This window comes from Streptomyces pacificus (assembly GCF_011766325.1).
GTDB lineage: Bacteria > Actinomycetota > Actinomycetes > Streptomycetales > Streptomycetaceae > Streptomyces > Streptomyces pacificus.
Window position 1 is genome coordinate 12,748 of record NZ_BLLG01000008.1, and the last position, 13,848, is coordinate 26,595.

General features: G+C 72.4%; 12 protein-coding genes. 5 read left to right on the forward strand and 7 right to left on the reverse strand.

What is annotated here, in order from left to right; translation table 11 throughout:
- The first annotated feature begins 88 nt into the window (after window positions 1-88).
- Window positions 89-466: a hypothetical protein gene (locus SCWH03_RS15125; protein ID WP_173264945.1), complete on the forward strand. Its 378-nt coding sequence runs from the start codon at window positions 89-91 to the stop codon at window positions 464-466.
- A gap of 231 nt (window positions 467-697) precedes the next feature.
- On the opposite strand, the gene SCWH03_RS15130 is transcribed toward SCWH03_RS15125, so the two are convergent.
- A complete protein-coding gene (locus SCWH03_RS15130) occupies window positions 698-1,222 on the reverse strand; it encodes a GNAT family N-acetyltransferase (protein ID WP_173264769.1) in 525 nt (174 codons plus the stop codon).
- A 948-nt stretch (window positions 1,223-2,170) separates the two neighbouring features.
- Window positions 2,171-3,358, reverse strand: a complete 1,188-nt coding sequence (locus SCWH03_RS15135) for a glycerophosphodiester phosphodiesterase (protein WP_173264770.1) — start codon at window positions 3,356-3,358, stop codon at window positions 2,171-2,173.
- 467 nt (window positions 3,359-3,825) lie between these two features.
- On the opposite strand from SCWH03_RS15135, the gene SCWH03_RS15140 reads away from it, so the two are divergent.
- Window positions 3,826-4,488, forward strand: coding sequence for a lysophospholipid acyltransferase family protein (locus tag SCWH03_RS15140; protein ID WP_173264771.1), 663 nt, complete (start codon window positions 3,826-3,828; stop codon window positions 4,486-4,488).
- A gap of 199 nt (window positions 4,489-4,687) precedes the next feature.
- Here the strand turns inward: SCWH03_RS15140 and SCWH03_RS15145 are convergent, their stop codons facing one another.
- The 4 genes from SCWH03_RS15145 to SCWH03_RS15160 all read right to left on the reverse strand — a co-directional run bounded on the left by SCWH03_RS15145 (window position 4,688) and on the right by SCWH03_RS15160 (window position 9,757).
- Window positions 4,688-6,235, reverse strand: coding sequence for an MFS transporter (locus tag SCWH03_RS15145; RefSeq protein ID WP_173264772.1), 1,548 nt, complete (start codon window positions 6,233-6,235; stop codon window positions 4,688-4,690).
- Entirely contained in the window at window positions 6,232-6,777 is a 546-nt protein-coding gene (locus SCWH03_RS15150) for a TetR/AcrR family transcriptional regulator (RefSeq protein WP_173264773.1), read from the reverse strand. The genes SCWH03_RS15145 and SCWH03_RS15150 overlap by 4 nt, the downstream gene beginning before the upstream one ends.
- Window positions 6,778-6,995: 218 nt before the next feature.
- Window positions 6,996-8,423, reverse strand: a complete 1,428-nt coding sequence (gene argH / locus SCWH03_RS15155; protein WP_173264774.1) for an argininosuccinate lyase — start codon at window positions 8,421-8,423, stop codon at window positions 6,996-6,998.
- A gap of 140 nt (window positions 8,424-8,563) precedes the next feature.
- Window positions 8,564-9,757, reverse strand: a complete 1,194-nt coding sequence (locus SCWH03_RS15160; protein ID WP_216854751.1) for an argininosuccinate synthase — start codon at window positions 9,755-9,757, stop codon at window positions 8,564-8,566.
- Between the two features lie 341 nt (window positions 9,758-10,098).
- Here SCWH03_RS15160 and SCWH03_RS15165 point away from each other — a divergent pair, with 341 nt between their 5' ends.
- The 3 genes from SCWH03_RS15165 to SCWH03_RS15175 are packed head-to-tail and all read left to right on the forward strand — an operon-like array spanning window position 10,099 to window position 13,252.
- On the forward strand, window positions 10,099-11,466 hold the full coding sequence (locus SCWH03_RS15165) for a ferredoxin reductase family protein (protein ID WP_173264946.1): 1,368 nt from the start codon (window positions 10,099-10,101) through the stop codon (window positions 11,464-11,466).
- Window positions 11,467-11,474: 8 nt separating this feature from the next.
- Window positions 11,475-12,455, forward strand: coding sequence for an FMN-binding protein (locus SCWH03_RS15170; RefSeq protein WP_308788874.1), 981 nt, complete (start codon window positions 11,475-11,477; stop codon window positions 12,453-12,455).
- Between the two features lie 38 nt (window positions 12,456-12,493).
- Window positions 12,494-13,252, forward strand: coding sequence for an FAD:protein FMN transferase (locus tag SCWH03_RS15175; RefSeq protein ID WP_173264948.1), 759 nt, complete (start codon window positions 12,494-12,496; stop codon window positions 13,250-13,252).
- Between the two features lie 29 nt (window positions 13,253-13,281).
- On the opposite strand, the gene SCWH03_RS15180 is transcribed toward SCWH03_RS15175, so the two are convergent.
- Window positions 13,282-13,845 carry an arginine repressor gene (locus SCWH03_RS15180; protein WP_173264776.1) on the reverse strand — a complete coding sequence of 188 codons (564 nt, stop codon included), beginning with the start codon at window positions 13,843-13,845 and terminating at the stop codon, window positions 13,282-13,284.
- Window positions 13,846-13,848: the final 3 nt, after the last annotated feature.

A 13,848-nucleotide genomic window follows, 5' to 3' on the forward strand; every position in this document is an offset into this window, starting at 1 on the left:
CGGTGAGACCGGGGCGACAAGAGCGACGGGGACGACGGGGACGACGGGGACGACGGGAGCCGCCGCGCAGGCGGCGCCGGGCGCCCGGCTGGTCAGCGGTCCCGGACTGCTGCTGGTCTGGCTGTACGGGGTGATGTCGGTGGGTGCCGTGTCGCGTTCGGTGTACCAGATCGCCACCGAGTACGACCGCGCCCCCCTGGCGTACACGCTCTCGGCGATCGCCGCGGTGGTGTACGCGTTCATCACGTACACCCTGTTCCGCGGCGGGGAGAAGGCCCGCAGGGCGGCTCTGGTCTGCTGCGCCGCGGAGCTGGTGGGGGTCCTGACCGTGGGAACGTGGACGCTGATGGACCCCTCCGCGTTCCCGGACGCCACGGTGTGGTCGGACTACGGCATGGGGTACCTCTTCATTCCGGTGCTGCTGCCCGTGACCGGAATGCTCTGGCTGCGCCGGGCCCGGCGCTGAACCGGGTCCGTTCACGCAACGGGCCACTCAGCGAAAACACCGAAAGCACCGAAAGCACCGGAGACACCGGAGGAAGGCGCCACCCGGGCCGATAGGCCGCACCGCTCACCGAGGACGCCTGGCACGGTTCGCCGAAGGGGGCACCCCTCGCCGGCGGCTCGGACCGACCGCCGGCGGAACCGGCCACGCGCCGCATCCGCCTCTCGCCGCACCTCGCCGCACCTCGCGGGACTACGCGCTGGCGGCGAACGCCCCCTCGGCCGGGGCCGAGCGCACCGCGGCCGCGTCCTTCTCCATCGTGACGAGCGTCAGCCCCGGGTTCACCACACGGGTGGACACGGGCGCGTAGCCGTGGCCGCGGTACAGGCGCAGATTCCGCTCGCTGCGGTGACCGGAGAGCAGTTGGAAGCGGCGGGCCGCGGACTGGCCCGCGAAGTGCGCCTCGATGGCGTCGAGCAGCCGGCCGCCCAGTCCGTGGCGCTGCATCCGGGGGTGGACCATGAGCTTGCCGATCGTGGCGGTCCCCTGGCCGTCGGCCTCGCCCCGTACGGACGCGACGACCTCGTCGCCGAGGCGGGCCACCAGGGCGTGGCCCCGGTCGAGTTCGGCGCGGAGTTCGCCGAGCGTCTGGGTGAGCGGTTCCATGCGGTAGTCGCCGTAGAGTTGGGCCTCGCTCTGGTAGCACAGGTACTGCAGCTTGAGGATCTGCTCGGCGTCCTCCGCCACTGCCGCTGAGATGGTCACGCTCATACCCATGTGCGCATGCCTCCCGCTCAACCCCGCCCGGTTGTCACCGCCCCTTCTCCCGGAGTTCAGGAGCCGTGACCTCTGTCGTGAGCATTCTGCGCAAGAATCCGAGGCAACGGGAACGCATCGGCCCCGGACTTCCTTGTGAGATTCCCGACTCTCCTGCGATGTCGCGGTACGTGGGGCCCGCCGGCGCCGGCATCGCCGTCAGCAGCCGACCTCTCTGTCAAGTTTCGTACGGACCAATGTCACGCGCTGAGAAGGGGTGCAGGTCAGCGGCCCGAATGAGGCGGCGCCCCGCCCGGCGGTGCCAGACGGGGCGCGCGGTGGCTGGTGCTGAGGCTCGGCGGGGACCGTGTGCATCCTCGGGGGTCGGCCCGGGCGTCAAGGCGCGGCGCGCAGTCCGGGCAGGCGTAGCGTAAGAGCATTGTTCCCGGGCCGCTGGTGCTTTGGATCCAGCGCACGGTGATGGGGGCGGAGGTGTTGCGATGGCAGTGGACGCAGAGCGCCACCTGAACGGCGGGCAGGGGCGGGAACGGCTCGGCGACGGTCATGCGCTCGCCCCCGGCGCGGCGAACTGGTCGCCGGGGTAGCGGTAGGGATACCCGATGCCGCGCTCGGCGAATGCTGTCGCGAAGAACCGTTCCCGGCGTACAGGGGTGAGCCGCAGCGTTTCCTCGGCCCGGAAGATGGGGCGTGCTTCCTCGGCGCTCGGACCGGTCCACGGTTTGGCCCGTGGGCTCACGGGGCCGTTCCGGGCGGCTGGCTCGGAGCGGGTGCGGCAGAGTCCTCTTCGGACGGTGCCGCGCCGTGCGGGGCGCACCGTCGGGAGCCTCGGTCTCCGTCGAGGCCCGCTCCCACCCGGCCGTATGACGGCCGCTCGGTCGCTCGGCCGCTGACGCGTACCGGCCGGGCGACGGAGCCCGCCGCCCGGCCGGTACGTCCGCCGCCCGGGCGTCAGCCGTCGACGAAGTCCGCGTGGGCCAGCAGGCCGGTGTCCGGGTTGTCGGTGAAGATCCCGTCGATGCCCTGCTCGAAGTACACCGTGAACGCGCCGAAGGCGTCGCCGTACGCGTGCGGGTCCGTGCCGCGCCGGAAGTCGGCGGGCAGGAAGGAGTTCTCGTTCCGCATGGTGTACGGGTGCAGGATCAGCCCCTCGGCGTGCGCGTCGCGGACGAGTGTGGTGGGCGTGCCCAGCTTGCCGCTCGCGTCCTTCGGCACGACGAGGTCGAGGGTGGGGCCGATGCCCTGCGCGAACGAGGCGATCCACTTCAGTCCCTCGGGCGTGACCAGGTCCCCGACCGTGCGCGGGTCACCGGCCTGGGCGAAGTCCCAGGGTCTGGTGATCGCGCCGGCGAGCAGCACGACGCGCGGAGTGTCCACCAGCTTCGCCAGCCGCTGGATGCTGCTCGGCTCGAACGACTGGAGGAAGACCGGTGAGTTCCTGCGGTGCCGGCCGTAGCGGCGCAGCAGCTTCGCCAGGGGCTCCTCCAGGCCGAGGCCGATGCTGCGGAAGTAGGTGGGGTGCTTGGTCTCGACATGCAGCCAGACCGGCCGACCGCGACGGCGGCCTTCCTCGTCGGCCCAGCGCAGCACCTCCTCGAAGGTGGGGATCGCCCAGCGGCCGTCGTAGAGGGTGTTGTGCCCGCGGCTCGCCGGTATCCGCTCCTTGGCCCGCAGCGTCTTCAGTTCGGCGAGGGTGAAGTCCTCGGTGAACCAGCCCGTGGCACCGGTGCCGTCCACCGATCTGGTGGTCCGGCGGGAGGCGAACTCGGGACGGGAGGCGACATCCGTGGTGCCCGAGATGTCGTTCTCGTGGCGGCACACCAGATGCCCGTCCTTGGTGGGCACCAGGTCCTGCTCGATGACGTGCGCGCCCATGTCCAGGGCCAGCTGGTAGGAGCCGAGGGTGTGCTCGGGCCGGTAGCCGCTCGCTCCGCGGTGGGCGATGACGGTGGGCACCGGCAGCGAGCGGTAGCCGGGGCCCCCGCCGTGCCGCTCCTCTCGGGCCTCGCCGTCGCCGGCGGCGGCCCGCTCCACGGCGTGCGCCGCCGGCGCGGCCGCCATACCGAGCGCAGCCGACCCGAGGACCGCCGCCCCGAGGACGGTCCGCCGGCCGGGGGTGTTCTCCGCACCATGTGTCATTGACACTCCTTCGTCGAAATGGGCATGTCACTGTTACCCGGTCGCGCTGGCCTCGCGGCGCACCGGCCAGGGCCGCACGAGGCGACGTTCACCCCGCCGCGACGCACGGCACGGCCGGCACGGCGACTCGCTGCGCTGCCGGATCGACCGAGCAGACCCCACGGCGCGGCCGATCCGGCGCCATGCGATCCACCGCGCCGCGCGCCACGCCGCTCGCCGACGGGCACACCCTGTCCGACGCGACACCGGGCACCAGGCACCAGGCACCAGGCACCAGGCACCAGGCACCAGGCCATCGTGCCCGAGAGCCGGGGCAGGCACAGGCCAAACCCCGGTCAACACTGCGTATCCACTCGGTGTACCCGACGTGCGATCGGGCGGCACCCGCGAGTATCGTCCTCACCTGCAGAGACTTCGCCGGCCGTACCACCGTCCCGCTTCTGACACCGGAGGACCCGTTGTCCCGCTTGTCGCTCATCAAGGCCGTGCTCGGACCGATCCTGCGCCTGATGTTCCGCCCGCGCGTGGAAGGTGCGGAGAACATCCCCGGGGACGGCCCTGTCATCCTCGCCGGCAACCACCTCACCTTCATCGACTCGATGGTTCTGCCGATCGTGTGCGACCGCCCGGTCTACTTCATCGGCAAGGACGAGTACGTCACCGGCAAGGGGCTCAAGGGCCGGCTGATGGCGTGGTTCTTCACCGGCGTCGGCATGATCCCCGTGGACCGGGACGGCGCCAACGGCGGTGTGGCGGCTCTGATGACGGGCCGCCGGGTGCTGGAGGAGGGGAAGTGCTTCGGCATCTACCCGGAGGGCACCCGCTCCCCCGACGGCCGCCTCTACCGCGGACGTACGGGTATCGCGCGGCTCACCCTGATGACGGGGGCGCCCGTCGTCCCGTTCGCCATGATCGGCACCGACAAGCTCCAGCCGGGTGGTGCGGGCCTGCCGCGTCCCGGCCGGGTGACGGTCCGCTTCGGCACGCCGATGGAGTTCTCGCGGTACGAGGGCATGGACCGCGACCGCTATGTGCTGCGCGCCGTGACGGACTCGGTGATGACCGAGGTGATGCGGCTGTCCGGTCAGGAATATGTGGACATGTACGCGACCAAGGCGAAGGCTGCCTGAGTCTCCCCCGAACGGCTGGATTCGTGCGGCCGCTCTCTTGCGGTGCGCGGCCGCTCTTCCGGTGTGCGGAGGCTCCCGGTGCGCGGAGGCTCCCGGTGCGCGGGGGCGGGCACCGGCCCGGAGCCCTGGGGGCCCCGGAGCGCGGGAGCACCGGGGCCCGGGAGGAGGCGGTGCGGGAGGAAGCCTGCGCACCCGGGCGTCAGTGTTCGACGCCGTCCGCCAGCCGCTGGCCGCGCAGGAGGAACCACGCGGCCGCGGCGGCGGCGAGCAGCACCGCCGCACCCACGCCCGACGCGAGCCGCAGCCCCTCGACGAACGCCTCCTGTGCCGCGCCGACCAGCTCGGCCCGCTGGTGCGCCGGCAGCACGGTCGCGGCCTCCACCGCCCCGCCGAGCGACTCCCGGGCGGCGGACGCCACGTCGGCGGGAACCCCTGCCGGTGCCGCGAAGTCCCGGTACACCCCGGTCACGACCGATCCCAGCAGCGCGATACCGAGCGCGGCACCGAGTTCGTAGGCGGTCTCGGAGACCGCCGAGGCCGAGCCTGCCTGCTCCTTCGGCACACTGGACAGGATGACGTCGGCCGTGACGGTGAACGAGAAGCCGGCACCGACGCCGACGGCGAGCAGGGCGGCGCCGAGCAGCGGATAGCCCGTGGAGCTGCCGATGAAGGCCAGCACGGCGAGCGCGGCGCCCATGGCGGCGAGTCCCCCCGCGACGACGGACCGGACGGAGAACCGGCGGGCGAAGCGGCCGGCGACCAGCCCGGTGGCCACCGCGCCGATCGCGGCGGGCAGTTCCGCGAGCCCGGCCTCGAACGGCGGTCGGCCCTGGACCAGTTGGAGGAACTGGGAGAGGAAGAAGACCAGCCCCGACAGGCCCAGGATGGTCAGCAGGTCGGCGAGGACCGCGCCGAAGAAGCCGCGGTTCCTGAACAGCCGCATGTCCAGCAGCGGGGAGGGCAGGGTCAGCTGCCTCCTGGCGAATCCGTAGAGCGCGAGGGCGCCGATGAGGGCGGCGGCGCCGGACTCCCAGCTCACACCGTGGCTGGCGGCCTCCTTGATCGCGTAGACCACGCCGATCATGCCGATCAGCGACAGGGCGACGCTGGTCAGGTCCCAGGGGCCGGCGACCGGGTTCTTCGACTCCGGCAGCAGCTTGACCCCGACCACGACGAGGACGGCCATCACGGGGAGGTTGATGAGGAAGACGGAGCCCCACCAGAAGTGCTCCAGCAGGAAGCCTCCGACGACCGGTCCGACGGCGGCGCCGGCCGAGGCCATGGCACCCCAGATGCCGATGGCGACGCTGCGTTCGCGCGGGTCGTGGAAGATGTTGCGGATCAGTGCCAGCGTGGAGGGCATCAGCGTGGCCCCGGCCACGCCGAGCAGGGCCCGGGCGAGGATCATCATCTCGGGCGTGGTGGCGTAGGCGTTGAGCACGGACACCGCGCCGAAGGCGACGGACCCGGCCAGCAGCAGCTTCTTGCGTCCGATCCGGTCGCCGAGGCTGCCCATGGAGACCAGCAGGCCCGCGATGACGAACGAGTAGACGTCGCCGATCCAGAGCAGCTGGGTGCCGGTGGGCTGGAGGTCCTCGCTGAGGAAGGGCGTCGCGAGGCCGAGCACGGTGGCGTCCACGGCCACCAGCAGCACGGCGAGGACCAGTACCGCCAGGGCCAGCCAGCGCCCGGGGCGGTACAGGGTCTCGTCCGCCCCGCTCGTGTGCTGGACGGTGCCGCTGGTCATTTCTCCACACTCCGTCGTGCTCCGCCGAGCAGCAGCTCGGTGATCATGTACTGGAACTCGTTCTTGGCGACCCGGCCGTCCATGACGGTCCAGGCGCAGGTGCCGATGAGGCCGTAGAGGGCTTCGGTGAGCCAGATGGGCGAGAGGTCGATGCGGAAGTCCCCCTGCTCCTGCCCCCGCCGGAACAGGGCGCTGACCCGGGCGTCGAGCCGTGCCCATCCCTCGTCGACCTGGTCGCCCTCGAAGAGCTGGTTCTCGGTGACGAGGAACGCGAGAAGCTCCGCGGCGGGCTCCATCTCGGCGATCAGCCGGCGCAGTGCGTCGCCTGCGGGGCCGCTCTCGATCGCGGCGCGGTCGACGGCCGCCTCGAACTCCTCGAGACCGAAGGCCTCCAGCGCCTTCACCAGCGCTTCCCGCCCGGCGAAGTGCCGGTGCAGCGTGGCGCGGCCGATGCCCGCCGCGCGGGCGACTTCGTCCATCGTCGCGGTCGACTTGCGGGCAAGGAGGGCTGCGGCGGCGCGCAGCACCTGTTCACGATCCATGAACCATGAGACAACCATAGACCGAATGAGACGTCAACGTCTCATTCGGTCTATGGTGCCTCCCCTGGGGCACGGCAGCGACGCCGCACATCTGAAGCCACCGCCGCCGAGCGGCAGTGCGGGCGCCCCGCCCCCGCACGCGCGGAACTCCTCGCGTGCGGGGACGGGTGCGCACCGGCGCGGGCGAAGGCCCGGCGGCCCGGGCGCCCCCGCGGGGGTCACTCCCTGGTGCCGGCCCAGGCGAACTGCGCGGCCAGGTCTGCCTTGACCTCGGCGAGCTGGACGGCGACGGCCGACGGGGCCGTACCGCCGCGGCCGCTGCGGGAGGCAAGCGCACCGGGGACGTCGAGCACGCTCCTGACCTCGGGCCTGAGGTGCGGAGAGATCTTCGCGAACTGCTCGTCCGTGAGCTGGTCCAGCTCGATCCCGCGCGCCTCGCACTCCTTGACGCACTCGCCCGCGACCTCGTGCGCGACCCGGAACGGCACTCCCTGCTTGACCAGCCACTCCGCGATGTCCGTGGCCAGCGAGAAACCGGCGGGCGCGAGTTCCGCCATCCGCTCGCGGTTGACGGTCAGGGTGGCCATCATCCCGGTGAAGGCGGGCAGCAGCACCTCCAGCTGGTCGCAGGAGTCGAAGACCGGCTCCTTGTCCTCCTGGAGGTCGCGGTTGTAGGCGAGCGGCAGCGCCTTCAGCGTGGCGAGCAGACCGGTCAGATTGCCGATGAGCCGGCCCGACTTGCCGCGCGCCAGCTCGGCGATGTCGGGGTTCTTCTTCTGCGGCATGATCGACGAGCCGGTGGAGAAGGCGTCGTGGAGGGTCACGAAGGAGAACTCCTTCGTGTTCCAGATGATGACCTCCTCCGCGATCCGGGAGAGGTCCACCCCGACCATCGCGGTGATGAAGGCGAACTCGGCGACGAAGTCCCGGGAGGCCGTGCCGTCGATGGAGTTCGCCGCGCTGCCGCGCTCGAAGCCGAGGTCCCGCGCGACCGCCTCCGGGTCCAGCCCGAGGGAGGACCCGGCGAGTGCGCCGGAGCCGTACGGGGAGACGGCGGTCCGCTCGTCCCACTGGCGGAGCCGTTCGGCGTCCCGGGACAGCGCCTGGACATGGGCGAGCACATGGTGGGCGAAGAGCACGGGCTGGGCGTGCTGGAGGTGCGTGCGGCCCGGCATGGCGACGTCGGGGTGGGCCTCCGCCAGCCCCACCAGCGCGTCCTGGAGTTCGGCGATCAGTCCGCCGATGATCCGCGCGTGGTCGCGCAGATACATCCGGAAGAGCGTGGCGACCTGGTCGTTGCGGGACCGGCCGGCGCGCAGCTTGCCCCCGAGGTCCGGGCCGAGGCGCTCCAGGAGGCCGCGTTCCAGGGCGGTGTGGACGTCCTCGTCGGCGACGGTGCCGGTGAAGCTGCCGTCGGCGACGTCGGCCTCCAGCCGGTCGAGCCCGGCGAGCATCCGCTCCAGCTCGCCGGCGGTGAGCAGGTCGGCCTGGTGCAGCACCCGGGCGTGGGCGCGGGAGCCGGCGATGTCGTACGGCGCGAGCCGCCAGTCGAAGTGGACCGACGCCGACAGCTTCGCCAGCGCCTGTGCGGGGCCGTCGGCGAACCGGCCGCCCCAGAGCCTGACGTCACCGCTGTTGCTGCTCACAGCACTTGCTCCTCAATAATTGCCGGGCTTCTGATGTGCCGCCGCCTCCCCTGCGCCGGGCCCGCGCCTCCCCCGCGGCCCGGCGGGCCGCAGGGGAGGCGGCGGCGGTGGACCTGCGCCAGGGCGGTGGCCCCGGTGGATCAGGCGAGGTCGCGCTTCGCCGCGATCTTCGAGGAGAGGCCGAAGATGTCGATGAAGCCCTGGGCCTTCGACTGGTCGAAGGTGTCGCCCGTGTCGTACGTCGCGAGGTGGAAGTCGTACAGCGACTGCTCGGAGCGCCGGCCGGTGACGACGGCGCGGCCGCCGTGCAGCGTCATCCGGATGTCGCCGGTGACGTGCCGGCTGGCCTCGTCGACGAAGCCGTCCAGGGCCCGCTTGAGCGGGGAGAACCACAGGCCGTCGTAGACCAGCTCGCCCCAGCGCTGCTCGACCTGCCGCTTGTACCGGGCCAGCTCGCGCTCGACGGTGACGTTCTCCAGCTCCTGGTGGGCGGTGATCAGCGCGATCGCACCCGGGGCCTCGTACACCTCGCGGGACTTGATGCCGACCAGCCGGTCCTCGACCATGTCGATCCGGCCGACGCCCTGGGCACCGGCCCGCTCGTTGAGCTGCTGGATCGCCTGCAGGACGGTGACGGGCCTGCCGTCGACGGCGACCGGGACGCCCGCCTCGAAGGAGATGATCACCTCGTCGGCCTCGCGGGCCTCGGCCGGGTTGGAGGTGTACTCGTAGACGTCCTCGATCGGGCCGTTCCAGATGTCTTCCAGGAAGCCGGTCTCCACGGCCCGCCCGAAGACGTTCTGGTCGATGGAGTACGGCGACTTCTTGGTGGTCGCGATCGGGAGCTGCTTCTCCTCGCAGAACGCGATGGCCTTGTCCCTGGTCATCGCGTAGTCACGGACCGGCGCGATGCACTTCAGGTCGGGGGCGAGAGAGGCGATGCCGGCCTCGAACCGCACCTGGTCGTTGCCCTTGCCGGTGCAGCCGTGCGCCACGGTCGAGGCGCCGTGCTTCTTCGCGGCGGCCACCAGGTGCTTGACGATCGTGGGCCGGGAGAGGGCGGAGACCAGCGGGTAGCGGTCCATGTACAGGGCGTTGGCCTTGATCGCCGGGAGGCAGTACTCCTCGGCGAACTCGTCCCTGGCGTCCGAGACCTCGGCCTCGACGGCACCGCAGGCGAGGGCACGCTTGCGGATGACGTCCAGGTCCTCGCCGCCCTGGCCGACGTCCACGGCAACGGCGATGACCTCGGCGCCCGTCTCCTCGGCGATCCAGCCGATGGCGACGGAGGTGTCCAGACCGCCCGAGTAGGCGAGTACGACGCGCTCGGTCACGGGTTTCTCCTTACGGTGCATGCGGTGATGGGTATAACTATGCAGTTCTCCGTATGTTTTGTCAAAAGCGGCGGCGGCGGTCCCGGGCCCCGGACGCGCAGCGGTGCCAGAGCACGCCGGAAGCGCCCGAAAGAGCCGGAAAACGGCCAGGGCCGGACGGAAGCGGACGGAAGGGGCCGCCATACGTCATCCCGCCGCCCTCGTGTCACCCCGACACACCACTGCGGCACCGACCGACGCACGCCATCCCGGCGCACCACCACCACCGGGCGATTGAACTCCTCGGAGCTCCTCTCCGTATCCACCTGCGCGACAGGGATGACCGAGGAGCAGCGGTGACGATGATTCAGAGCGGTCGGGCCGCCAGACGCCTGACCATGCGGGCGATCCGGCCGCGCCGCAATCCGGCGGCGGTGCTGCTGGCCGCCGCCTGGGCCGGGGCCGCCGCCGTCCTGTGGCTGTGGTGGGACAGCACCGCGGTCGTCCGCATGGACACCGCGGAGTGGCTGGTCGGCGCCGGCCGGATCACGGGGCTGCTCGGCGGCTACCTGATCGCCCTCGTGGTGCTTCAGATGGCACGCGTCCCCGCGCTGGAGCGGCGGGTGGGCTCCGACCGGGCGGCGCGCTGGCACGCGATGAGCGGCCGGTACGCGGTCAGCCTGGTCGCCGCCCATGTCGTCCTCACCGTCTGGGGGTACTCCGTCCAGGCCCGCACCGGCCTGGTCGAGCAGAGCGTCACCCTCGTCGCCGACTTCCCCGAGATGGTCGAGGCGACGATCGGTACGGCGCTGCTGCTGCTGGTCGGCTTCGCCTCGGCGGGCGCGGTGCGCCGCCGGATGCGCTACGAGACCTGGTACTACCTGCATCTGCTGACCTACGTCGCCGTGTACCTGACGTTCTGGCACCAGCTGGCCACGGGCTCGGAGTTCGTGGCGAGCGCGGCCGCCCGCACGATCTGGTACGTGCTCTACGGCACGGTCGGCGCACTGCTCCTCTGGTACCGGATCCTGGCTCCGGTACGGCTCAACCTCCGGCACCGGATGCGCGTGGAGTCCGTCGTGGACGAGTCCCCGGGCGTGGTGTCCGTGCTGATCACGGGGCGCCGGCTGCATCGGATCGGCGCGGAGGCCGGCCAGTTCTTCCGCTGGCGGTTCCTGACCGGCGGGCTGCGCTGGAGCTCCAATCCGTACTCCCTGTCCGCGCCGCCCCGCCCCGACCTGCTGCGCATCACCGTCAAGGCGGCCGGCGAGCACAGCGGCGCGCTCAGCAGGCTTGAGCCGGGGACCCGGGTCTGGGCCGAGGGCCCCTACGGGGCGATGACCGCGGGCCGGCGCAGCCGGAACAAGGTGCTGCTGATCGCCGGAGGCGCCGGGATCACCCCGTTGCGGGCGCTGTTCGAGACGCTGCCCGCCGAACCCGGGGACCTGTCCCTGCTCTACCGGGCCGGTTCGACGGACGACCTGGCGCTGTGGACCGAGCTGCAGGAGATCGCCGAAGCCCGTCGGGCGAAGCTGCTGTACGCCGTGAACGGGCCCGACGGGGCGCGTCCGGAGATCAGCACCGAGCGGCTCAAGGAGGTGTTCCCCGACATCGACGAGCACGACGTGTACCTGTGCGGGCCGCCCGGTCTCGCGGAGGAGTCCTACCACGCACTTCGGGCGGCAGGAGTGCCGTCGCGCCGTATCCATCACGAGTCGTTCCAGATGTGAGGCCCTACGTGAAGAGGAAGCATCCACTGCGCCGGATGATGCTGGCGGCCGCCGGCACCGCGTCGGCCGTCGCGCTGCTGCTGACGCTGAAGCAGCCCATAACCTCGGTGGCGGGGGCGGCGTCCCAGGCCGGCGGCGCCCCGCCCGCTGCCTCGGCACCTGCGGGCAGCGGCGCCGTACCCGCGGGCGGGTCGACCGTGCTCGGGGACGAGGCGGACACGCAGTTCGGTCCGGTGCAGGTCGAACTCACCCTGAGCGGCGGCCTGATCACGGGGGCACGGGCCGTCAAGGTGCCCAGCACCGACGCCAACAGCCGCAGGATCGCCGAAGGCTCCGTACCGACGCTCAACCAGGCGGCCGTCGCCGCCCAGAGCGCCGGGATCGACACCGTCTCCGGCGCCACCTACACCAGCCAGGGCTACATCCGCTCCCTGCAGAGCGCCCTCGACAAGGCCGGGGTGGCGGCCGCCGGTGGCGGTACGGGACAGGGCTCCGCACCGGGGCCGGGCAGCGGTGCGGAAACCCCGGGCGGGGGCGTGCCGGGCGGGGACGCCGGGCCCGGGGGCGTGCCGGGCGGGGACGCCGGGCCCGGGGGCGTGCCGGGCGGGGACGCCGGATCCGGGGGCGGCAGCTCGGCTTCCGGCTCGGGCGACGGCTCGGGCGACGGCTCGGCACCAGACGGCGGCACGGGCCGGGCATCGGGCTCGGGCGCCGCGGAGACCGTGCTCGGAGACGTCGCGGGCACCCAGTACGGCGATGTGCAGGTGCGGCTCACCGTCAGCGGCGGCCGGATCACCGGCGCCGAGGCCGTGAAGACCCCCGGCTCCGACGCCAACAGCCGCAGGATCGCGGCCGACGCGGTACCCAAGCTCAACCAGGCGGCCGTCGCCGCCCAGAGCGCCGGGATCGACACCGTCTCCGGCGCCACCTACACCAGCCAGGGCTACATCCGCTCCCTGCAGAGCGCCCTCGACAAGGCGGGCCTGTGAGCGGGGACCGGGCGCGGATGCGCCACGTCGAGCATGCGATGGGCACGGTGTTCTCGTTCGACATCCGGATGGACGGCGATGCCGACCGCGACCGCGACCGCGTGCGCGCCGGGCTCGCCGCCGCCGTGGCCGGGCTGCACCATGTGGACGAGGTGTTCTCGCCCTATCGCCAGGACAGCCAGATCAGCAGGCTCGCCGCGGGGGGGCTCGATCTCGCCGACTGCGAGCAGGACGTCGCCGAGGTCTTCCGGCACTGCGAGGCCGAGGAACGCCTGAGCGAGGGCTGGTTCACCCCCCGCTATGCGGGCGGGCTCGACCCCACCGGCCTGGTGAAGGGGTGGGCGGTGCAGCGGGCGGTGGAGATGATCGCCTCCTCCGGGGCGGCGGCGGTCTGCCTCAACGGCGGGGGCGACGTCCAGCTGCACGGCGGGCCCTGGCGGGTGGGCATCTGCGACCCGCGGCACCCGGGCGGGCTCGCCGCGGTCGTTCAGGCGCACGGTGCACTCGCCGTCGCCACGTCCGGACCGGCCGAACGAGGCTGCCACGTCATCGACCCGCGCTCCGGCGAGGCACCGGTCGAGGGCGTGGCGTCCCTGACCGTGGTCAGCCGGGGGCTGACCCAGGCGGACGCGAGGGCGACGGCCGCATACGCCATGGGTTCGGGGGCACGCGCCTGGCTGGAGCGGCTGCCCGACACGGAGGGCTTCGCCGTGGCCGCGGACGGCAGCACCTGGCAGACCAGCGGATTCGCCCGGCATCTGGCCGGGCGCGGCGACGGTGCGGACCGGGCCGCCTGAGGCCGGGCCGGCCGCTGCGGCCCCCGCCGTCAGCGGGCCCGCTGCGCCAGACGCAGCAGATGGTCGGCGAGGGCCTGGCCGCCCGCCGGATCACGGGAGATGAGCAGCAGGGTGTCGTCGCCGGCGATCGTGCCGAGGATCGCGCGGAGTTCGGCCTGGTCGATCGCCGACGCGAGGAACTGGGCCGCGCCCGGGGGGGTACGCAGGACCACCAGGTTGGCCGAGGCCTCCGCGGAGATCAGCAGCTCGCCGGAGAGGCGGCGCATCCGCTCCTCCTTGGCGGACTCCCCCAGCGGGGCCTGCGGGGTGCGGAACCCGCCCTCGCTGGGCACCGCGTAGATGAGTTCCCCGCCGGTGTTCCGGATCTTCACCGCCCCGAGTTCGTCGAGGTCGCGGCTGAGGGTCGCCTGGGTGACGTTCAGTCCGTCGTCCGCGAGCAGCTTCGCCAGCTGGCTCTGGGAGCGCACCGGCTGCCGGTTGAGGATGTCCACGATCCGGCGGTGGCGGGCCGTGCGCGTCTGCGGCACGGACGGCCCTCCACCGGACTCCGTCTGGGAGGCTCCCCAGTTCTCGGTGTCCTGCGCGTCGGTCATCGT

Excerpts from the sequence above, each read along its gene's own strand:
- SCWH03_RS15165 (WP_173264946.1), top strand. The coding sequence starts at position 10,099 with ATGATTCAGAGCGGTCGGGCCGCCAGACGCCTGACCATGCGGGCGATC.
- SCWH03_RS15145 (WP_173264772.1), bottom strand. The coding sequence starts at position 6,235 with ATGACCAGCGGCACCGTCCAGCACACGAGCGGGGCGGACGAGACCCTG.
- SCWH03_RS15130 (WP_173264769.1), bottom strand. The coding sequence starts at position 1,222 with ATGGGTATGAGCGTGACCATCTCAGCGGCAGTGGCGGAGGACGCCGAG.
- SCWH03_RS15135 (WP_173264770.1), bottom strand. The coding sequence starts at position 3,358 with ATGACACATGGTGCGGAGAACACCCCCGGCCGGCGGACCGTCCTCGGG.
- SCWH03_RS15180 (WP_173264776.1), bottom strand. The coding sequence starts at position 13,845 with ATGACCGACGCGCAGGACACCGAGAACTGGGGAGCCTCCCAGACGGAG.
- SCWH03_RS15175 (WP_173264948.1), top strand. The coding sequence starts at position 12,494 with ATGGGCACGGTGTTCTCGTTCGACATCCGGATGGACGGCGATGCCGAC.
- SCWH03_RS15150 (WP_173264773.1), bottom strand. The coding sequence starts at position 6,777 with ATGGATCGTGAACAGGTGCTGCGCGCCGCCGCAGCCCTCCTTGCCCGC.